The organism is Amphibacillus xylanus NBRC 15112 (genome assembly GCF_000307165.1).
Classification (GTDB): Bacteria; Bacillota; Bacilli; order Bacillales; family Amphibacillaceae; genus Amphibacillus; species Amphibacillus xylanus.
Genome location: NC_018704.1, coordinates 2183745 through 2203883 on the forward strand (window position 1 = coordinate 2183745; position 20139 = coordinate 2203883).

A 20139-nucleotide genomic window follows, 5' to 3' on the forward strand; every position below is an offset into this window, starting at 1 on the left:
TTTTTTGTTAAAAATCAAAGATTGATTTAGAATCGGATTGTCCATAATCGTTTTTAGGTGTTTGCGGTGATGTTGAAGTCATCCCCATCATTTGACGGAGTTCATGTTCATTAAAAGCTGATTGACTCGGCTGTTCTGTCGTCGATGGACTCATGCCTTCCCCATCTAGTATGAGATCAGCTAATAATTGAATTGCCCGTGCATGTTGCTTAATTTTATTCGGGTCTTTCGTTTGTTTGGCTTGGTCTATTTCTGCAGCCATTTTTAATACGACTTGTTCTAGACTTATCATCATCTTTTCCTCCCAGTTAAGTCGTTGATACAGTTAATCTGACAAATGGTCATCTTGACTGTTTAATTTATTATAGCTTAATTATTCAGATCTTGCACAGTATCGTGATTCATTATCTCACCCATTTTTCATTACCAAGAATATTCCTTTTTTCATCAGTTTTGTGCTATGATTAAGCTAGTTGATAATGGAAAGGTTTGAGGCAAGTGACGAGAAAGAAATCATTTCGTGTTTTAATGTATGCTGTACTAATTTTTACACTTATTTATCTCATTCATTTGACCGCTTTTATTTTTAAACCGATTGGATTATTGCTTACTTCTATTGCTGTACCGATTATTGGTGCAGGTCTACTTTATTACATAACTAATCCACTGGTCAATTTGCTTGAGCGGTTAAAAATTAAACGTGTCCTAGGCATTGTGATTGTCTTTCTATTAATGATTGCGATTGGTTTTTTTAGTGTTTATTTTATCATTCCACCAATTCAAGATCAGTTCGGGCGTTTAGTTGATTCATTCCCTCAAATCATCGTTTGGTTCGAAGATTTATGGAGTTTTTGGGAAAATCGTCAAGATTATATTCCTGCTTCATTGGAAGATTCGATTCAAAATTTAATTAATAACTTTGATGTTTATGCAGAGCAAATCGTGGGCTCACTTTTTAGCTTTATTGGTTCATTTGTAAGTTTTATCGTTGCGCTTGTGATGATTCCATTTTTCCTTTTCTTCATGTTGAAGGATGGTCATAAATTTATTCCATTTGTCACTGGATTTTTAAGTGAATCTAAAGCAAAGAGCCTGCAGACATTATTAACAAATATTAATGATGTCCTTTCTTCTTTTATTCATGGGCAATTGTTAGTTAGCTTGTCTGTTGGTATTATGTTGCTGATTGGTTATTGGATTGTTGGCTTGAATTATGCGCTAATGTTTGCGGTATTTGGTTTATTTATGAATTTAATTCCGTTTATCGGTCCTTGGTTGTCAGCAATACCTGCTGTTCTTGTTGGTTTCTTCCAAGATCCAATGGTTGGCGTTTGGACTGCTGTGATTATGATCGTCGCCCAACAAATAGAAAGCAGCTTAATTTCACCGAATATTATGGGTAAAGTGTTAAAACTTCATCCGTTAACGGTTATTACAGTGATCTTAGCTGCAGGTGCTATCGGTGGATTTTTAGGCATTTTATTTGCAGTCCCTGCTTATGCGGTTGCGAAGACAATTGTTATTCACTTTTATCAAATTTACACAAAACATCACCAGCTACAAGGTGAGTAAATGATTTAACTAATCAAATCTGAACATCTCCCATCGTTGGTGTGTGGACAAGTTCTCTTTCACACACCAACTTTTTAGGGGGAAGTTTTTTACGAAAGGTGGTTAAAAATGCGTTTAATCGATGCTCAAAAAATTTTACAAGATTACTTTGGTTATGCCGATTTCAGATCCGGGCAGAAAGAATTACTTTCACTCATATCTGAAGGAAAAAATACGCTTGGAATTATGCCGACGGGTGGCGGTAAGTCACTATGCTATCAAATACCTGGAATTTTATTAGATGGTACGGCAATCATTATTTCACCGTTAATTTCCTTAATGAAGGATCAGGTTGATAGTTTACATACGTTAGGTGTGAAGGCAACTTATATTAATAGTAGCTTAACGAGCGAAGAATATAATGAACGGATGCGTTTGTTAAGTGAAGGATATTATGATTTAATCTACGTTGCTCCAGAACGATTTGATAGTCCCTTCTTTCTCACCACAATTAACAAACTTCAAATTTCCTTTATTGCCTTTGACGAGGCCCACTGTATCTCACAATGGGGTCATGATTTCAGACCGAGCTACCGCTCAATAATAGATACGATTAATCAACTAACCCAGATTCCTTTTCGACTTGCCTTAACTGCGACCGCGACTCAGGAAGTCATCGAAGATATTCAGCGTCTACTGTCAATTGATGATCAATCAGTGGTGAATACTGGTTTTTACCGTGATAATCTACATTTTCATGTTGTAAAGGGACAAAACAAACAAGATTTTTTAATCAATTATATTTCACAGCATCGACAAGAGTCAGGGATTATTTATGCGCCAACACGTAAGCTCGTTGAGTCGATCCATGCGAAATTAATTAAGGAAGGTTTTCGTGCTGCTTATTATCATGCTGGTTTAGCTGAAGATGTACGGAGAAATGAGCAAAATCGGTTTATTAATGACCAAGTCGAGATCATGGTCGCAACAAATGCGTTTGGCATGGGGATTGATAAGTCAAACGTGCGCTATGTAATTCATTACAGTCTGCCAATGAATATTGAAGCCTACTATCAAGAAGCGGGCCGCGCTGGGCGTGATGGTGAGGTTAGTAACTGTATTCTATTATTCTCAGGTCAAGACAGCCACTTACAATCATTTCTGATCGAGCAATCAGAATTAGATGAAGAAATGAAAGCACTCGAGTATAAAAAGCTACGAGCGATGATAAATTATTGTCATACAGATAAATGTCTACCTTGCTATATTCTAGATTACTTTGGTGAGAAAAATCCTTATCATGACTGTGGTCACTGCACAAATTGTACTGATCAAAGCGAAAAGGTTGATCGCACACGTGATGCTCAAATGGTATTATCATGTGTGATGCGAATGGAACAGCGATTTGGCGCTACTTTAACGGCCAAGGTACTGAAAGGTTCAAAAGATAAAAAAATAAAACAATTTGAGCTTGATCAATTATCTACTTATGGATTAATGAAGGAGCGAACCGAAAAGCAAATTACTGAATTTATCCATTTCCTCGTCGCAGAAGGCTATTTATCGACAGGAAGTGATCGCTTCCCTATTTTACAGCTTACACAAAAAGCAGCTGATGTTCTGAAAAACAAAGAACAGGTGTGGATGCGTCAGACAGAAATCCAACAAGTAGCAGAAACGGATTTTGATCCAGAGTTATTCGAACGATTTCGTGAGTTACGTAAACAAATTGCAACAGAGGAAAAGATTCCACCTTATGTTGTTTTTTCAGATGCAACATTAAAAGACCTTTGCCGTTACTTGCCTAAGAACAAGGAAGAAATGCTAATGATTAAAGGAATTGGTTTGAAGAAATACGATTCATATGGAAAAGCATTTTTAGACATTATTAAAGTTCACACAAATAACTAGAAATTAAATATTTTCAACACAAAAAAGTCACGCGTTTATCAAAACGTGTGACTTTTTTGTGCTTAATCAATGCTTTTTTGCAATTTTCCCTAAAATAACCATCGCTTTTATGTGAATTTACAGTATTACATAACACGTTTTTTCATGTTGGATAACCTAGAGATAGGATTTTAACAATTAAAGGGGAGGTTTCCAACATGACTGAATGGTTAATTGGTGGTTACTAGATTGTAGATATAAATTAGGGATCATAATTAATTTTTGCTTAGCACATTTATTTTTTATCCATGAGCGTATTTTAATGGATAAAAAACGGTGTGCTTTTTTTTTTTGCATTGATCAGCTGACAGATTCATTATGGCATAACTATCAAAATGCAAATTATTTTACTGTAAATACGCAGTAAAGTAGATATATTTACTTCCATAACGGTGATATAATGGTAGAGTAATAGTTGAAACTTGTCGATTATTGATTATTAAACACATTTATTTACTCTTATTAAGAGTAGACTAAATTGAAATAGACAGCTTGCTTATGAATTTATTAAGGGGGTGCATCTATGTCGTTAGGAGAAACAGTAAGAAGAATCCGAAAGATGAAAAGAATTAAGCTTAAGTATATTTGCGGAAATGAAATTGATAATGGGAATTACTGGCGATTCGAGCAAGGGAAATCATCAATATCAGCTGATACCTTTTATCAAATCATCCAAAACCTGAACGTTTCAATGGAAGAGTTTTCGTTATATCATAATAACTTCGCTCCTGATAAGCTTAGTCAATGGGGAAAACGAATGATAAAAGCGTTCCAAGTATTAGATCATGAGCAGCTTGAGACGATAGCAAAATTAACATTAGATGAATTTAATAAAACACAGCAAATTAAATATCAACATTTGTATTATCTAGCCATGATTTATCTTTGCTCAATCAAAAAAGAACCCTTTGATCCTACATGGATTAGCCAATTAAAGGATTATTTAATGAATTGCGAGCAATGGGGATACTATGAAGTTTCGCTTTTTAATAATTCTCTATTTTGTTTGGGTGATCTTGATACGATTTTAACCTTATACAAGCGTATGTATAAGTCATACCTTCGATCTAAGTCAATTCATAAAACTCCAAATGAAGAAATTATGCTTGCCACTAACATCATTGCCATGTGTTTAATGCAAAAATCTTACTCTAAAGCACAAGAAATTAATAGCCTGATTCAAAGTCAAGAGATTGAAGAACGTTCAATGTTTGCGCGTACGTTATTGCTCTGGTGCGATGGCCTGATTAATAAAATTGTTTATAAAAAAGATGAAGGTCTAGAGCAAATTAATATGACCATCAATATTATGGAAACACTGAAGATGGATTCAACTGCAAAAATGTTTAAGCGGTGGAAAGAACGACTACTCGGGACTAATAAATAACAACTCTTACAAAATGAAAAAGCGTTTTTGATCATATCGTATCTTTGATCAAAAACGCTTTTATTTTTATTAAAAATTAAATATCAAATGCCCATGCACCTTTACGGAATACTGGTTCTGTTGATCCGTCAGGTAGTACGCCGTCAATATCTAATTCAGCTGATCCAATCATGAAGTCAACGTGTGTTAAACTATCGTTCACACCATGCTTGTCTAATTCTTCATCAGACATTTCTGAACCACCTTCAAGGTTTGTTGGATAAGCTTTTCCTAATGCCACGTGACATGATGCATTCTCATCATATAATGTGTTGTAGAAAATTAAGCCTGATTGAGAAATTGGTGATGCATCTGGAACAAGTGCTAGTTCTCCTAGACGTTTTGCTCCTTCATCAGTTTCTAGTAAGTTTTTCAATGTCTCATAACCTTGCTCAGCTGTAAAATCAACAACTTTTCCATCTTTGAACGTTAAACTGAAGTTATCAATTGTATTACCATTATATACAAGTGGCTTTGTATTGCTTACTACACCATTTACTTCATACTTATGCGGTACTGTGAAAACTTCCTCAGTTGGCATATTTGGGTTGAAATGCAGACCATCAGTTGTATATGCCCCGCCACCTTTCCAAATATGGCCCTCAGGTAAACCGAATGTAATATCTGTACCTGGCGCTTTAAAGATTAATGCTTTATATTTTTTCTCATTCAAAATAGCATGTGCATTTTTCAATGTTTGATTATGCTCTTCCCAAGCTTTAATTGGATCGTCTTGGTCAACACGAACAATCTTGAAAATTTGCTCCCAAAGTTTTTCTTTTGCTTCTTCTGCTTCTAAACCAGGGAAGATTTTTTGTGACCAGTCGCCTGTTGGAATTGAAATAATTGACCAAGCAATGCGGTCGTTCATTGTATACTGTCTAAATTCCTTCATCGCTTCAGCACTTGCTTTTGATGCTGCAGCAACTTTCTTCGGATCGACATCTTTAAGTAAATCAGGATTTGTTGATCTGATTGAAAGTAATGCGCCACCATCTTTAGCAAAGCTCATATATTTATCTACTTGCCATTGTGGTACATCTGTTAAAACTTCCTCAGATTCATTTTGGTACTTAAGTAATGAAATTTCATCATCTTGCCAATTAATTAATACTGTTTTCGCACCAAGCTCATATGCTTTACGGACAACGATTCGTGTAAATTCAACACCTTCAATTGATGAGTTGATCATCAATGCTTGTCCCTTTTGTAAATTTACGCCTGTTCTTAAGGCAAGCTCAGCATACTTTTCTTGTAACTTAACATCTGCCATCTGTAAACCCTCCAATTTTTTTACTAGTCCTATTATACATCTTTTATTTCGGATTATGAAACAACTAATTCTGATTAATCTCTTCTACTAGAAGTGACAACTCTTCCCAACGTTCAAGCTTGACATCTAGTTCCGCTTCCAGTTCAAGCTGACGCGTATAGTGCTTGTGCACCAAATCAGCATCTGCCCCTGCTTCTATTACCGCAAGCTTCTCAGTCTCAATTGCTTCCTCCAATGCTTCAATCTCATCCTCAATTGTATCCCATTCCTTTTGCTCATGGTAGGATAAACGTTTTTTCTTTGGCCGAGGCTGGTTCGGCTTCGCTTTTTCCTTAGGCTGGTCACTTTTTGTTTCAGTTTGTTGTGCTAAAAACTCACTATAGTTACCATAGAATGTATCGATCGTTCCTGCCTCGTTAAAGACGAGTAATTGTTCGACGACACGATCGAGGAAATAACGATCGTGGGAAACTGTAATCACGACACCAGGAAAATGATCTAAATAATCTTCAAGAATAGACAGTGTTTGAGTATCTAAATCATTCGTCGGCTCATCAAGTAGTAGAACGTTCGGCTCTTCCATTAAAACTTTTAATAAATAAAGTCGGCGCTTTTCCCCACCTGATAGGCGATGAATATATGTCCACTGTTTTGAGCGCGGGAATAAAAATCGTTCGAGCATCTGCTCGGCCGTGATCGTTTCATTTTTGTCAGTATGAATGACTTCAGCTGTTTCTCTAATATACTCAATGATTTTGAGATTTTCATCCATGTCGCTATGATCTTGTTCATAGTAACCAAATTTTACAGTTGGTCCGGTTTCTATCTCGCCGTTATCTGGCTCAATTCTCTGGGCAATAATGTTCAATAATGTTGATTTCCCAGAACCATTCGGTCCGACAATCCCAATTCGATCACCTGGTTTAAATAAAAATGAAAAATTATTAATTAGGTGTTTTGTGTCGTAAGCTTTAGAAATTTCATGAAGCTCAAGCACCTTTCTGCCTAAACGTGTAGAGCCAACACCAAATTCAAGTTCTGACTGGTCTGTCATAAATGTTTTAGTTTGCATCTCGCTAATTCGTTCGATTCTTGCTTTTTGTTTTGTTGATCTGGCTCTTGCGCCTCGTTTTAACCAAGCCATCTCACTTCTCAACAGATTTGCATGTTTTTGTTCATCTTGCTTTTCAAGTTCAATTCTTTCAGCTTTTTTCTCTAAATATGTTTCGTAATTACCTGTATATTGATAGATATTACCGAGGTCAAGTTCATAAATTTTATTCGTCACTCGATTCAGGAAATAGCGGTCGTGCGTAACAAGCATAACAGCCCCTTGATACGTCGGTAAAAATTTCTCTAACCATTCAATCGATTCATGATCTAGATGGTTTGTCGGTTCATCTAAGATCAGTAAATCTGCTGGTTGAACAAGCGCTTTTGCTAATGCGACTCGTTTTTTCTGACCACCTGATAGTGTATTAATTTTTTGATCAAATTGCTGTATGCCCAATTTTGTCAAAATCGTTTTTGCCGTTGTCGAGGCATCCCACGCATCCTGTTGATCCATTTTTGCTTGCATTTTTGTAAATGCATCCTGAGCTTGTGGATCATTCGGATTTTTACTTAAATTAATTAATGCTTGCTCGTACTGACGCAAAACAATCATCACATCAGAATCTCCAGAAAAAACCTCTTCTAAAACTGTTCGATCTATATTAAGGTTCGGCTCCTGAGCTAAATATGCAATCTTAAAGTTTTGCGCATGATTGAGCGTTCCATTGTCACGATCTTCAATTCCCGCAATCACCTTTAATAGCGTCGATTTTCCAGTCCCATTGACACCGACAATTCCAATCCGATCACGATTTTGAATAGAAAAAGATATTTGATTAAATAGTAATTTATCACCATATGTTTTGGTTAAACCTTCAATTGATAAAATCTCCATCATACGATCCCCCACTTCTACACTAGTAAGTATAATACAGACGAGATAATCGAACAAATTTGGTATTTTAGTTCGTTTAATTTCGCGTTTGGGAAAATGCACTCAAGTTTTGCGAAATGCACACAAGTTTTGCGAAATACACTCAAGTTCGCGGAAATGCACACAAGTTCCGAGAAATACACACAAGTTCGCGGAAATGCACACAAGTTTGCGGAAATGCACACAAGTTTGCGGAAATGCACACAAGTTTTGCGAAATGCACACAAGTTCCGAGAAATACACACAAGTTCCGAGAAATACACACAAGTTCCGAGAAATACACACAAGTTCGCGGAAATGCACACAAGTTCCGAGAAATACACACAAGTTCATTTACATTCTCATTTTAAAAAGTAAAAATAGATGTAGCCGTATGTTCAGCTACATCTATTTAAAAATTATCTTATAAAATTGGTGAGATCAGTCTGGCGATTGATTCTTTAATTTTAATCCAGTGTGATCTTTGCTGATATGCCTCTAATGTGAGTAATTCTGATTTTTCCATATCTTCTTCAAAATCAGCTAAGAGGCGTTGAGTTACTTCTTCACTATAAATAAATGCATTTACTTCAAAGTTTAATCGGAAGCTCCGTACGTCGATATTAGCTGTACCGACGGATGCGATTTTTCCATCAACCATAATTGTTTTTGCATGGAGGAAGCCATTTTGGTAAATATATACCTTTGCTCCCGCTTCAAGCATATTACCAATATATGAATACGTCGCCCAATATACGAATGGGTGGTCTGGTTTATTCGGTATCATAATTCTTACATCGATCCCAGATAGTGAGGCAATTTTGACAGCATCAGCAAGACTCTCATCTGGAATGAAGTATGGTGTTTGAATATATACATACTCTTCTGCTTCCATCAATAATTTTATATAACCATATTTGATCTGTTCCCAATCCGAGTCTGGACCACTTGAAACAATTTGCATCCCAACATTTCCTTGTGGTTCAGCTTGATAAAAAACTGGATCATATAAAATTAGCTGATGTTTCGATGCTTGGTTCCAATCTAGGATAAAACGTGTTTGAATACTACGTACAGATTCACCAACAATTCGGAGGTGGGTATCTCGCCAGTAGCCATACTTTTGCACCTTACCAAGATATTCGTCACCTACATTGAATCCGCCTATGTAACCAATTTTCCCATCAATTACGACGACCTTACGATGGTTACGATAATTGATTTTGAAATTAACTTTTGGAATTAATGAAGGGAAGAATGCTTCAACTTTGACTCCAGCCTTTTTCAAATCACGGATGAATTTTCTTTTTAAGTTTCTCGAGCCAAAATCATCATATAAAAATCGAACTGAGACACCTTGCTTTGCCTTCAATTTTAATACGTCAGCAATTTTTTTACCTAATGCGTCATCTCGGTAAATATAGTATTGGATATGAATATGATCCTTTGCCTCAGTTAAATCTTTTATAAGTCGGTCAAATTTTGCTTGTCCGTCATTAAAAACCTCTACCTTATTCTCATGAGTTAAAATAGCATCATTATTGCGCAAGTGTAAGTAGAATAAATCAATATTATCTTTATAAAGATCGGGAATAGGAAAACTCCCTTCATCCAATAATTCTAGTTGATTTGCTACGGCTTTCTTTACACCTAATTTACTTTTGTTATCCCAAATAAATAGTTGCTTACGACTCAGCTTGCGTCCGAAAATTAAATAAAGTAAAAAACCAAAGATCGGGATAAATGTAATAACAAGAATCCAAGCCCATGTTGACGTTGGATTTCTATGCTCAAGAAAAACAATTGCAATGACTAAAAGAAAGTTTAAAAATATAATAAGTTCAGTAAAGCCCAACATATAAACCCCCTTCCTTGTCCTAAATATACCATAAAACTCAATAATTGTTCACAAATATACATGAATGAATTTCATAATGACTTAATTGGCTATAAAACACGAACAATTGGGTTACAGGTGACGCGGTGATTTCCACTCTAGGCGGACGCTTTCCGCGGGATCGGCCTCAGCTAATTGATAAAAGCTTTTCAAGCTTTTATCACTGGATCTTCGGACACGATTGTTCCCGCTGGAGTCGCCGCCTGCCGTTCCAATCACTTGATTAGGCTTCTTTATTTACGTATTATATTGTATTTTCATTTGTAATTGTTCGTGTTCTTAACTAGATTTTTGTATTATGAAATTGACTCACATTTGTAAGCTAAAAAAATCGCTTCTGATTATATTTAGCAAAACTAATGAATCTAGTCATAATCAAAAGCGGTTGTACAAAATCATTCAGAGAGATTTAAGCTAATCTAGTAAAAGATCTCTTTTATTAATTCTTTGTTTTCTTGCTTTAACTTTAAGTAAGCCATTTCTGAAATCTGCTTTTAGTGTTGAAGGAATAATTGCACCGGGTAAAAGAATGATACTTTCTCTTGAGCGAGTAAACTGTTTAAAGTGATAGAGATCTTTTTGATCGTCTTTAATTTCCTGACTCTCATCCTCAGTTACTTGTACAATTAAGCGGTTGTCTCGAATGAACATTTTAATCCGGTCTTTAGTGACACCAGGTAATTGATATGTGACGATCCACTCATCTTCTGTGTTTTTAATATAAGTTGGTATTTGTTTGTTTTGAAAAAATTGATCGATCGATGCGAGTAGGCTGTCATCTGAATAGCGCTGGAATAGACTATCCATTTTTCTGACCCACTCTCGAGCGGCTTTTAAAAAGTCTTGTTCATATTCTGCCATTTTCCTCAACTCCTATCCTTCAATAATTTATGCGTTTGATAAGAGTTTTGTGCTATTCTCACCAATTTGTCTAAATTGTTTAAATTTTTAAACTAATTACTTGACGAATAGTTTATTCTCCACTATAATCCATACTAATATGTATAGCTCTTATCGAGAGTGGCGGAGGGAATAGGCCCTACGAAGCCCAGCAACCTACTTGTAAGAAAGGTGCTAAATCCTACAGATGATGAATCTGACAGATAAGACGAGGCTAAGACACCGCAACCTCTTCTTACTTAGAAGAGGTTTTTTTGTAAATAGAGTTATACATACACATTCAAGGAGGAGATTAAAAAATGTCAAAAGAACAGTTTCGTTCAACCGGTGTAGAAACGCAATTGATTCATGGGGGGCAACAGGTTGACCCAACAACTCAATCACGGGCAGTTCCAATCTATCAAACAACTTCTTATGTGTTCAAAGATACGGAGCATGCACAAAACTTATTCGCTCTAGCTGAGCCTGGCAACATCTATACGCGGATCATGAATCCAACGATTGATGCATTTGAGCAGCGTGTTGCGATATTGGAAGATGGTGTGGCTGCTGTAGCAACTGCTTCAGGAATGTCTGCGATTACGTTAGCGATTTTTAACCTCGCAGGAACTGGTGATGAAATTATTGCTGATAGTAATTTATATGGCGGAACTTATAATTTATTCAAAGAGACACTACCTAAGTATGGTATAAATGTTGTTTTTGTTGATGGTACAGATCCTGAGAATTTTAGAGCGGCTATTACTGATAAGACAAAAGCGATTTTTGCTGAAACAATTACTAATCCATCTTTATATGTGTTTGATATTGAAGCGGTCGCTGATATTGCCCATGAACATGGTGTGCCGTTAATTATTGATAATACTTTTGCATCACCATATGGTGCGAAGCCAATTCAATGGGGTGCAGATATCGTCATTCACTCTGCGACAAAATGGATTGGTGGTCATGGGACTTCAATAGGCGGAATTGTTGTCGATGGTGGTCGATTTGATTGGACACAAGGACGTTTTTCTGGCTTTACTGAACCAGATGAAACGTATCACGGTATCCGCTTTGGCACTGATGTCGGTCCAGCTGCTTTCGCATTAAAATTACGCGTACAATTATTACGTGATATCGGACCTTCATTAAGTCCTCAAAATGCTTTTTATTTCTTACAAGGGTTAGAAACATTAAACCTACGTATTAAGCGTCATTCGGAAAATACGGAAAAAGTAGCAAGCTATTTAGTGAATCACCCTGAAGTTGAATGGGTAAACTACCCTGGCTTAGCATCACACCCTTCTCATGAATTAGCTAAGAAATACTTAATTGATACGTTCGGATCAATTATTACATTTGGTGTTAAGGGTGGGCGTGAGGTCGGTCGAAAAGTCATTGACCATATAAAACTATTCTCTCACGTTGCTAACGTTGGTGATGCAAAATCACTAATTATTCATCCAGCATCAACTACTCACCAGCAATTAGATGCAGAAGCGCTAAAAGCAAGTGGTGTATCAGAATCACTGATTCGTTTATCAGTTGGCTTAGAAAGTATTGACGATATTATTGCAGATCTAGATCAGGCAATTGCAAAAGCAACGGGAACAGAGCCTACTATTAAACTTAGTCTAGATGATGCAGTGCGTTGGGTACTAGAATCACCATTTGCTCGCGAAGATGGTGGGATTAGACCGAAGAATATAGTCATTGCTGGTGATCGGACTCAGCATAAATGTTTAGCAAAATTAACGAAATTAGGCTTTAAATTAACTGACTTAGCTGACAATACAGATCCAATTGATCTATTGTTTGTCTCCAATCCAAGTACAATCGACCAATTACCAGCTGATGCGAAGCTGATCTGGTTTAGAACTAAAGATGACTATACTGAATTAAAAGCTCAAGCCGAAGCAAATGATCAATTTTACGTTGAAGATCAATGTATTTTTGGTGCAGCTAAGAAAATTCGTGCCACACCTAAACATGATTAAATAAAAATAAACTTGCGCCGCTAATTGTTAGCGGTGCATTTTTTTCAAGATTAAATTGGGTACGTCCGAATCGTTTTATTTATTTCATTAAAGGGAATAAATAATATTATCTAACTATTTCTGAATGGGTGTTAACTATGACGCGACGACGAAAAATTAAATTGTTTTGGATAAGCATGACAGTTATCTTATTTGCCATATTTCTATTTCTTCTCTTAAGACCGAATCAATTTAATCAAACGACTGTTACAGAGCCAGATCAAGAACCTATTGATCAAGTTATCAGTCAAGTGGAAAGTATGGATGAAGAGGTTCAAACTGCAACAAATGATCTTTCACAAACACTTAAAGAAGCGGTTGAGCAAACGATAAATGTCTTTACCCAAAATGACTATTATATTACTGCTATTGGTGATTCGTTAACTCAAGGTGTTGGTGATGAAACAAATCGTGATGGCTACTTGTCAACGGTTAAGCGTCGCCTTTCAGCTATGGATTATCGAGTAAGAATTGATAACTTTGGTCAGAGAGGATTTAAAACAAATCAAGTCATTGATAGAATCAAAGAAGAAGCATCTGTTCAACGTTCCATTCGGCGAGCAGATATTATTTTGTTAACTGTCGGTGCAAATGATATGATTAAAATTGTTCGCGATAATATTTTAAGCTTAAATGAGGCGATTTTTGATGAAGAAATCGATCATTATCAATCTCGATTAATAGAACTATTCGAGCTCATTCAATCATACAATGAAGATGTGGAAATTTTTCTAATCGGGTTTTATAATCCTTTTGAAGGCTATTTTGATGAGGTTGAGGCACTCGAGGATATATTAAACAAGTGGAATAATATTGGCAAAGTGACATTTGAAAGTTATGAGCAAGGACACTTTATTCCAATTCATGACCTATTTCAAATCGATCGAGTAAATTTATTAGCTAATGATAATTTCCATCCGAATGAGACAGGCTACTCACTCATCGGTGCCCGAGTATTAGAAGAAATGCTTCCGACATTCGAGCTTATAGCACAAGAAAAAAAAGAGATGATGGATGAACAAATTTCTCCTCAATAAAAAAATTATAAGCATTCTCATCCATTTTCACCGTTATAAGTTAGATGTTATCTAAAGTAGGTGATCATGTGAAAAATAGAAATTGGCAAATGTATTTTCTCATTCTTTTTGGAATCAATATTGTGGCGATTACGGTTTTTGCAGTCATTATCTTCACAACACCACCAAAGTCTGATCCATTACCAAATCCAGTTGTTATCGATGAACCTGGAGCAGAATTTAAAGTACAAGCGACAAAAGGAGATTTAAATCAATTAATAAATGATTATCTCGACCAAGTTTTGCAATCTGATTCTGCGCGATTTTCAGTGCATATCGATCAAGATCTCCATCTGTTTGGTTCATTCTCTGCTTTTGGTGTTTCACTTCCAATTAATATTCGTATGGATCCAGTTGTCCAAAAAAATGGCGACTTAGTTTTATTAGTCACTGAAATGTCTCTTGGCTTATTAAATCTTCCTAAAGACCGAATTCTTCATTATTTCAATAAGCAAGTTGATTCACCAGATTGGCTTTACTTTGATTCAAAAAATGAACAAATTTATGTTGCCGTGACACAAATCGATATTCAGAGTAATTTCCGTTTTAGTGTTCAGGAGCTTGATTTAACTGATGAAAATATTTCGTTTTCTATTAAAGTGCCTCGTTCAGGCGCAATTGCTCCTAAAGATAATCCAAGTCAGTCAAACAGCTAGTTAATTCCTCAATTTAAAGGATCAACTAGCTGTTTTTACTTACTTGTTCTATCGTTGCCAATGAATCTCGATATCACCTATGTCAGTAAATGCATTTAAGCTTGGGCCCGCTTCTGTAGCAGAGCGATATCCAATGATTGGATTATCTACCCCTCTAACCTTCCCTAACTCTGCTTCTAAATGAAGTGAATAATATTCAACGTGACTTGGCAATCGAAACGTTAACTCACCGATATTTGATCTTGCATCTATTCTGCCTTCCCACTCCTGTAACTCAAGATTAATATCACCAATATTCGTTTCTAAATCCCAATGACTACTCACATCAGTTAAGTTAATTTCCCCTACATCTACTTCAACTGTCCCTTCTTCAACAAAGACGCGCTTTCCTTCGATATTTCCCACGTTTACCACTGCATTAAATTGCTTTAAGTTTAAATTTTCCACACTAATTTTTCCAACATCTACATTTGTATCAATAATCCCGTCAAATCCTGCTGGTATACCGATGTCAATTTTCGTTGTATGTTTGTTCCAAAATGGGATAAAAGATAGATTAAACCATCTAGAACGATGAGTTACTTCAACATAAAGCGTATCATTGTCGTTATTAACTGTTAGTATGTCCTTAACATTTCGATGACTTCTTCCACGATAATCAATTTGAATTGAATCACCATCAATTTGATACAGATTTAGATTGGCAACATCGATGTTTATCTCGATTAATTCAAGATCACTTGCTTCGACCGTGACTGAATCATCGATTCTTTTAATATTCGTTTCTCCTAATAGATGATTCCAATTAAAAATCGTACCTAATACACCAATAACTAATAAAATTGCACCTAATAATGCGAACTTTTTCAACGTTATTCCCCCCTTACCATTCGCTTCATTGCGTCAAAATAAGCACGAATTAAGCGAGAGGCTAACTTAGATAAATAATGCATTGCAACAAATAGTAAGATTCCTAATCCTACTGCCGCCATTACGGGATAGAACTCTGGGAATGAGACAGCCCCATTGAACCAGAATACCATTAGAGGCGTTGCCATAAGAGAAATCGAGCTTAACCAAAGTCCAAAGCCAGCAAATAATATTCCAACTGCAGGACCTAAGACAAAGATAATATTAATGACGATTAAAAGAATAAGCATGCCATAATTAATTGGTTGATTCATTTGCTTTACACTTTGCCATTTTTCTTCGCTTTGGTAAGCTTCGTTACTATCAAAACTAGACTCTGGCTGAATCTGATCAGCATAAATTGCTAGTTCCTTCTCTGCATTGGCTTTCGGTCTACCTAATAATAAAATCGTATCTTCTTCTGATCTTCCTTCATTTTTAGCTTTATTAAATTCGTCTTCATAAAATTTAATAATTTGATCTTGAACATCTTTAGGTAATGAACGAAGATAATATGCTAATTCTTGTAGATATCGTTTCTGATTCATGTTGTCCTCCTTTTTAAACCTGATCTTTTTCAATCAATTTATGTTCATGGGCATAAATAGCCGCTTGCGTTCGATCCTTTACCTCTAACTTACTTAAAATGTTGCTAACATGAACCTTTACCGTCTTTAACGCAATAAATAATTGATCGGCGATTTCCTGATTAGTTTTTCCTGATGCAATTAGGAGTAAAATTTCTCGTTCTCGTTCTGTTAGTTGCTCGTGGAGATCAGGACTCAAATTCCCACGCATTTTTGCCATCATTTTATTTGTTACTTCTTGTTCAAAGACGGATTCACCTTTTGCTGTTTTCCGAATTGCATTAGCAATCTCACTTGCTTTTGATGTTTTTAATAGATAGCTTGTTGCACCTGCTTCAAGTGCAGGATAGACTTTATCATCATCAACAAAACTTGTAACCATAATGATCTTCGCTTCAGGCCAGCTCTCGATAATTCTCTTAGTTGCTTCAATACCATCCATTTGATCCATCACAATGTCCATTAAAATAATATCTGGTCGAAGGTCAAGTGCCATTTTTACGCCTTCTTCACCATTTGCGGCCTCGCCAACGACTTCAATGTCCTTTTGTGTTTTTAAAAATGCTGTCACACCTATGCGAACCATTTCATGATCATCGACAAATAATACTCGAATCATCTTCTCACTCCTCACGATTTAGCGGAATGTGGACTGTAATTTTCGTCCCTTGTTTTGGTAGACTAATCACTTTGAATTGACCACCTATTTCAGCCGCTCTTTCCTGCATATTAGCTAATCCATACGATCCTGATAAAACCTGTTCGGAATCAAATCCGACCCCATCATCAGTAACTGACAATATGGCGATATTGTCACGCTTAATGAAGGCTACATCGATTTGCTCCGCTTTCGCATGTCGTAATGCATTTGATAATGATTCCTGTAATATTCGGAACAAGTTATCCTCTACTGCACGATTAAGGACAATCGGTTCTGTTTGCCAATTTATTTTAATCGGTACTTTTTCAACCAGCTCGGAAATTAGCTGATCAATTCCCTCTTTTAGTGTTTGATGTCTTAATGCAATCGGGCGTAAGTGAAGTAATAAAGCGCGCATTTCAAGCTGTGCTTGCTGAATCATTTGTTCAATTTGCTCAAGTGGCTGAGTAATTTGATCAATATTTTCAGGTTCAATTTCATTAATTGCAGACACAAGCATTGATGCAGCAAATAATTCTTGGCTAACTGAGTCATGAAGTTCCCTTGCCAATCGGTTTCTTTCCTCTGTTAATCGCGCTTCAATCTTTTCTTCCTGATCTTCAAGCTGCTCACTAATCACTTCTTGCATGCGTTTTGCCATTTGATTCAATTGTTGTTGTAGTTCATAGATCAATTCGATTGTTTGTTTAATTGATTTATGTTTTGCTCTAGTGACGATATTCGCCTCTGCTTTTCCTGATAAAACTTGTTTTAATCTATCATTAATCATTTGGAGCTGATACTTCTGCTCCTGATATGATACAAGACCAAAAAATGATCCTATCGATAAAATCAGTAAAACGATTAAAATAATTATTGGTAAACCACCAAAACTACGAACCCATAAAAAGCGCCAGTCAAGAAAATCATATTGCTGGAACACAAGTAAAAGTAAAATAACAACAAGAAAGCTTGAAAATAGGATGCCCTTTGCTATTGCCTTTCTCATCCTCTGACCACCTCAAATTTCCCTGCTATCATTGATGTATAGATTTTCACCCGTTGGTTCGCTTGATGGTAATTTTCAGTTTGATAATGAACAACACGATTTGTCATTTGATCGTAACCATAACCAAAAATATCAACAGATCCGATAAATACAGAATGGTGAATACTCACCTCTACATCATACGGCACGATAATTTTAATCGTCCCAGCAAGATGACGGACTAAAACAAGTGGCTCTCCCTTAGGTAGTACTGTCTGTGTTAAGTCAATCACTGTCTCACCAATAATCGTTTGACTATTGTAATCTTGCCATTGATACGGCTCTGTCCCTCGATTTTGTCGACCAAACCATTTATTTGTGTACAATACTTCTGACTCTTGTATAGACTCTTCTGAGAATTTGACGACTCTAACATCGCCTTTTTCGGCTGATTGATTTTGAAGATATTGAATAATAAACCAAGCAAGCACAATCCCTATAATAATCCGAAAGAATACTGTATCTATCAAGATTGAACCAATAATGATGATCGACACCCAAAAGATAAATCGATTCGGTTCTCTGTAATAATGCTGCCATGAAAAGTAGGCAAGAACAGCTAATATTGCGATTCCAACAATATGTCTTGAATCCATCCAGATAAATTCAAGTACAAATACTCCTAGACAGACGAGTAAGATAATTTGAACTGGTTTTTTCTCAAACAAATTGTACATAGGCGTTCTCCTTTTTATATTTGACATCTTTCATTTCTTTTTGTTAATTCAATCTTACCTTGAGGGGGAAATTTATGTAACAACCTTCAGCTATATATTTAACTAAGACCTAAGGCTTATTTGCATAAATAAATTATATAAGCACAAATTAAAGAAAGCTTAGCAAGTTGCTCCTGCTAAGCTTTTTAATAGCGAAAATAACGTAATGTTTTTAAAACACGATTTTTCGTACGGTATAATTGATAATTAATAATAAAATAATAAGTGCTAAATACTTGGTAAATCGGATTATTTTCTTCTTCTTCGGGTTGCTCATTTAAATGTGGGTAGGATTCCAGTTTGCCCTGATAAACTAACGTTAACTCTCTCCATTCCCGTAAATCTTGAGGCCTAATTAGACCCGGTGGTTTTGAACCGTGGTAAATACCACACTCTTTAAGTACTGTTGCAACAAATTGTGAACAAAAGTAAGCATTTTGACGTGGTATTTCTTTATTCAAAATAACACCAAATAATCCTAAAAAGTTATAACGATATAAGTGTTCTTGTGCTTCCATAAGTAAGATTTTCTCTTTTAATTGCTCGTACTCTTGTTCTGTAACCTTTAATTGATAGATGGCACAATTCGATTCTAGAAAGAAAGGTAAATTGAAATTCTCCTTCACAAACCCACCAATAAAAGGGTTCTTCGGTCTTTTACGGCCGAAGCTATAAACAAGGTTTAACGATTGATCGAGTGCGATTGAGACATGATTATAGGATGTTCTTGTGTATAAATCTATCGTTCTAGCAAGTAGCGTACCTGTACTTGAAAATAATAAATAGATCGTCTTCGTTTTCATTTTTGCCTCCCCCCTTACTAACTTATTAGACTATTACGATTACAAAAAAGTTACATTAATTTATAATTATTATACTGAATTTTTCAACAATTTAATAGTTCATTTATATATTTCTCTAGATAATCAGTTATAATCATTGATTTTATGATAAAATTAAGGTAAGTCTATAAAAAAAGTAAGCTCTCAAATTATGTTAGCTAAAAGGAGTTGTAATCGATGTTAAAGGATTTTAAAGCATTCATTGCAAGAGGTAATGTATTAGATTTAGCAGTTGGAATTATTATTGGAGCTGCTTTTAGTAGTATTGTATCATCTTTAGTAGACAACGTGATTATGCCATTAATTGGTTTATTGATGGGTGGCATTGATTTTTCTTCTTTATCTATTATAGTTGGTGATGCTGTAATTGAGTACGGTATTTTTATCCAAAGGGTTGTCGATTTCTTAATTATCGCTTTTTCAATTTTTCTCTTTATACGTGTAATCAACTCATTTAAGAAAAAACAAGCAGAAACAGAGGAAGAAGTTGTTGAAGAAATCGATGAACAAACAAAATTGTTAACTGAAATTCGTGATTTACTTAAAGAAATGTAACATGATTCATTTACTATAAGCATAGGCCATGTGGATTCCCCTTTTAATTAGTTTTTATTAACTTAATTATCAAGGTATCTACTGGCCTTTTTCTATTGTTCCATAAAAAAAGTGTCAGTGAATTTTAAA

18 protein-coding genes and 1 riboswitch are annotated in these 20139 nt (G+C 35.6%); of the genes, 7 read left to right on the top strand and 11 right to left on the bottom strand.

Features of this window, described 5'->3' with window-relative positions:
* Nucleotides 1-7: 7 nt before the first annotated feature.
* Nucleotides 8-292 carry a YwdI family protein gene (locus AXY_RS10535; protein ID WP_051007538.1) on the bottom strand — a complete coding sequence of 95 codons (285 nt, stop codon included), beginning with the start codon at nt 290-292 and terminating at the stop codon, nt 8-10.
* 206 nt (nt 293-498) lie between these two features.
* Between AXY_RS10535 and AXY_RS10540 the strand changes: the two genes are divergently transcribed.
* From AXY_RS10540 to AXY_RS10550, 3 genes are all read left to right on the top strand, one after another.
* Complete coding sequence (locus AXY_RS10540; RefSeq protein ID WP_015010801.1) at nt 499-1572, top strand: AI-2E family transporter; 1074 nt, start codon at nt 499-501, stop codon at nt 1570-1572.
* A gap of 108 nt (nt 1573-1680) precedes the next feature.
* A complete protein-coding gene (recQ, locus tag AXY_RS10545; RefSeq protein WP_015010802.1) occupies nt 1681-3462 on the top strand; it encodes a DNA helicase RecQ in 1782 nt (593 codons plus the stop codon).
* A 562-nt stretch (nt 3463-4024) separates the two neighbouring features.
* The gene (locus tag AXY_RS10550) at nt 4025-4888 is read left to right on the top strand and encodes a helix-turn-helix domain-containing protein (RefSeq protein WP_015010803.1); all 864 of its coding nucleotides are present in this window, start codon (nt 4025-4027) and stop codon (nt 4886-4888) included.
* 76 nt (nt 4889-4964) lie between these two features.
* Here AXY_RS10550 and AXY_RS10555 read toward each other — a convergent pair whose 3' ends face one another.
* From AXY_RS10555 to AXY_RS10570, 4 genes are all read right to left on the bottom strand, one after another.
* A complete protein-coding gene (locus AXY_RS10555; protein WP_015010804.1) occupies nt 4965-6200 on the bottom strand; it encodes an aminopeptidase in 1236 nt (411 codons plus the stop codon).
* A 64-nt stretch (nt 6201-6264) separates the two neighbouring features.
* Nucleotides 6265-8151, bottom strand: a complete 1887-nt coding sequence (locus AXY_RS10560; protein WP_015010805.1) for an ABC-F family ATP-binding cassette domain-containing protein — start codon at nt 8149-8151, stop codon at nt 6265-6267.
* A 439-nt stretch (nt 8152-8590) separates the two neighbouring features.
* Nucleotides 8591-10024 (bottom strand): cardiolipin synthase, encoded by a 1434-nt coding sequence (gene cls / locus AXY_RS10565; protein WP_015010806.1) that lies wholly within the window; start codon nt 10022-10024, stop codon nt 8591-8593.
* A gap of 453 nt (nt 10025-10477) precedes the next feature.
* Nucleotides 10478-10924, bottom strand: coding sequence for an Hsp20/alpha crystallin family protein (locus AXY_RS10570; protein ID WP_015010807.1), 447 nt, complete (start codon nt 10922-10924; stop codon nt 10478-10480).
* Nucleotides 10925-11071: 147 nt separating this feature from the next.
* A riboswitch (SAM riboswitch) is annotated at nt 11072-11173 on the top strand.
* Between the two features lie 89 nt (nt 11174-11262).
* Between AXY_RS10570 and AXY_RS10575 the strand changes: the two genes are divergently transcribed.
* The 3 genes from AXY_RS10575 to AXY_RS10585 all read left to right on the top strand — a co-directional run bounded on the left by AXY_RS10575 (nt 11263) and on the right by AXY_RS10585 (nt 14713).
* Nucleotides 11263-12942, top strand: a complete 1680-nt coding sequence (locus tag AXY_RS10575) for an O-acetylhomoserine aminocarboxypropyltransferase/cysteine synthase family protein (protein WP_015010808.1) — start codon at nt 11263-11265, stop codon at nt 12940-12942.
* A gap of 137 nt (nt 12943-13079) precedes the next feature.
* Nucleotides 13080-14018 (top strand): GDSL-type esterase/lipase family protein, encoded by a 939-nt coding sequence (locus AXY_RS10580; protein WP_155835499.1) that lies wholly within the window; start codon nt 13080-13082, stop codon nt 14016-14018.
* 68 nt (nt 14019-14086) lie between these two features.
* Nucleotides 14087-14713 (top strand): YpmS family protein, encoded by a 627-nt coding sequence (locus tag AXY_RS10585; protein WP_231841347.1) that lies wholly within the window; start codon nt 14087-14089, stop codon nt 14711-14713.
* Between the two features lie 48 nt (nt 14714-14761).
* On the opposite strand, the gene AXY_RS10590 is transcribed toward AXY_RS10585, so the two are convergent.
* The 6 genes from AXY_RS10590 to AXY_RS10615 all read right to left on the bottom strand — a co-directional run bounded on the left by AXY_RS10590 (nt 14762) and on the right by AXY_RS10615 (nt 19416).
* On the bottom strand, nt 14762-15583 hold the full coding sequence (locus tag AXY_RS10590; protein ID WP_015010811.1) for a DUF4097 family beta strand repeat-containing protein: 822 nt from the start codon (nt 15581-15583) through the stop codon (nt 14762-14764).
* 2 nt (nt 15584-15585) lie between these two features.
* Nucleotides 15586-16170, bottom strand: a complete 585-nt coding sequence (locus AXY_RS10595; RefSeq protein ID WP_015010812.1) for a DUF1700 domain-containing protein — start codon at nt 16168-16170, stop codon at nt 15586-15588.
* A gap of 13 nt (nt 16171-16183) precedes the next feature.
* Entirely contained in the window at nt 16184-16828 is a 645-nt protein-coding gene (locus AXY_RS10600; protein WP_015010813.1) for a response regulator, read from the bottom strand.
* Between the two features lie 4 nt (nt 16829-16832).
* Nucleotides 16833-17858 carry a sensor histidine kinase gene (locus AXY_RS10605; protein WP_015010814.1) on the bottom strand — a complete coding sequence of 342 codons (1026 nt, stop codon included), beginning with the start codon at nt 17856-17858 and terminating at the stop codon, nt 16833-16835.
* On the bottom strand, nt 17855-18574 hold the full coding sequence (gene liaF / locus AXY_RS10610) for a cell wall-active antibiotics response protein LiaF (RefSeq protein ID WP_015010815.1): 720 nt from the start codon (nt 18572-18574) through the stop codon (nt 17855-17857). Before liaF ends, AXY_RS10605 begins: the two co-directional genes overlap by 4 nt.
* Before the next feature lie 185 nt (nt 18575-18759).
* On the bottom strand, nt 18760-19416 hold the full coding sequence (locus AXY_RS10615) for a hypothetical protein (RefSeq protein WP_015010816.1): 657 nt from the start codon (nt 19414-19416) through the stop codon (nt 18760-18762).
* A gap of 216 nt (nt 19417-19632) precedes the next feature.
* Between AXY_RS10615 and mscL the strand changes: the two genes are divergently transcribed.
* Nucleotides 19633-20010: a large-conductance mechanosensitive channel protein MscL gene (gene mscL / locus AXY_RS10620; RefSeq protein ID WP_015010817.1), complete on the top strand. Its 378-nt coding sequence runs from the start codon at nt 19633-19635 to the stop codon at nt 20008-20010.
* The last annotated feature ends 129 nt before the right edge of the window (nt 20011-20139 follow it).

Excerpts from the sequence above, each read along its gene's own strand:
- AXY_RS10535 (WP_051007538.1), bottom strand. The coding sequence starts at position 292 with ATGATAAGTCTAGAACAAGTCGTATTAAAAATGGCTGCAGAAATAGAC.
- recQ (WP_015010802.1), top strand. The coding sequence starts at position 1,681 with ATGCGTTTAATCGATGCTCAAAAAATTTTACAAGATTACTTTGGTTAT.
- AXY_RS10550 (WP_015010803.1), top strand. The coding sequence starts at position 4,025 with ATGTCGTTAGGAGAAACAGTAAGAAGAATCCGAAAGATGAAAAGAATT.
- AXY_RS10555 (WP_015010804.1), bottom strand. The coding sequence starts at position 6,200 with ATGGCAGATGTTAAGTTACAAGAAAAGTATGCTGAGCTTGCCTTAAGA.
- AXY_RS10560 (WP_015010805.1), bottom strand. The coding sequence starts at position 8,151 with ATGATGGAGATTTTATCAATTGAAGGTTTAACCAAAACATATGGTGAT.
- cls (WP_015010806.1), bottom strand. The coding sequence starts at position 10,024 with ATGTTGGGCTTTACTGAACTTATTATATTTTTAAACTTTCTTTTAGTC.
- AXY_RS10570 (WP_015010807.1), bottom strand. The coding sequence starts at position 10,924 with ATGGCAGAATATGAACAAGACTTTTTAAAAGCCGCTCGAGAGTGGGTC.
- AXY_RS10575 (WP_015010808.1), top strand. The coding sequence starts at position 11,263 with ATGTCAAAAGAACAGTTTCGTTCAACCGGTGTAGAAACGCAATTGATT.
- AXY_RS10580 (WP_155835499.1), top strand. The coding sequence starts at position 13,080 with ATGACGCGACGACGAAAAATTAAATTGTTTTGGATAAGCATGACAGTT.
- AXY_RS10595 (WP_015010812.1), bottom strand. The coding sequence starts at position 16,170 with ATGAATCAGAAACGATATCTACAAGAATTAGCATATTATCTTCGTTCA.
- AXY_RS10600 (WP_015010813.1), bottom strand. The coding sequence starts at position 16,828 with ATGATTCGAGTATTATTTGTCGATGATCATGAAATGGTTCGCATAGGT.
- AXY_RS10605 (WP_015010814.1), bottom strand. The coding sequence starts at position 17,858 with ATGAGAAAGGCAATAGCAAAGGGCATCCTATTTTCAAGCTTTCTTGTT.
- liaF (WP_015010815.1), bottom strand. The coding sequence starts at position 18,574 with ATGTACAATTTGTTTGAGAAAAAACCAGTTCAAATTATCTTACTCGTC.
- AXY_RS10615 (WP_015010816.1), bottom strand. The coding sequence starts at position 19,416 with ATGAAAACGAAGACGATCTATTTATTATTTTCAAGTACAGGTACGCTA.
- mscL (WP_015010817.1), top strand. The coding sequence starts at position 19,633 with ATGTTAAAGGATTTTAAAGCATTCATTGCAAGAGGTAATGTATTAGAT.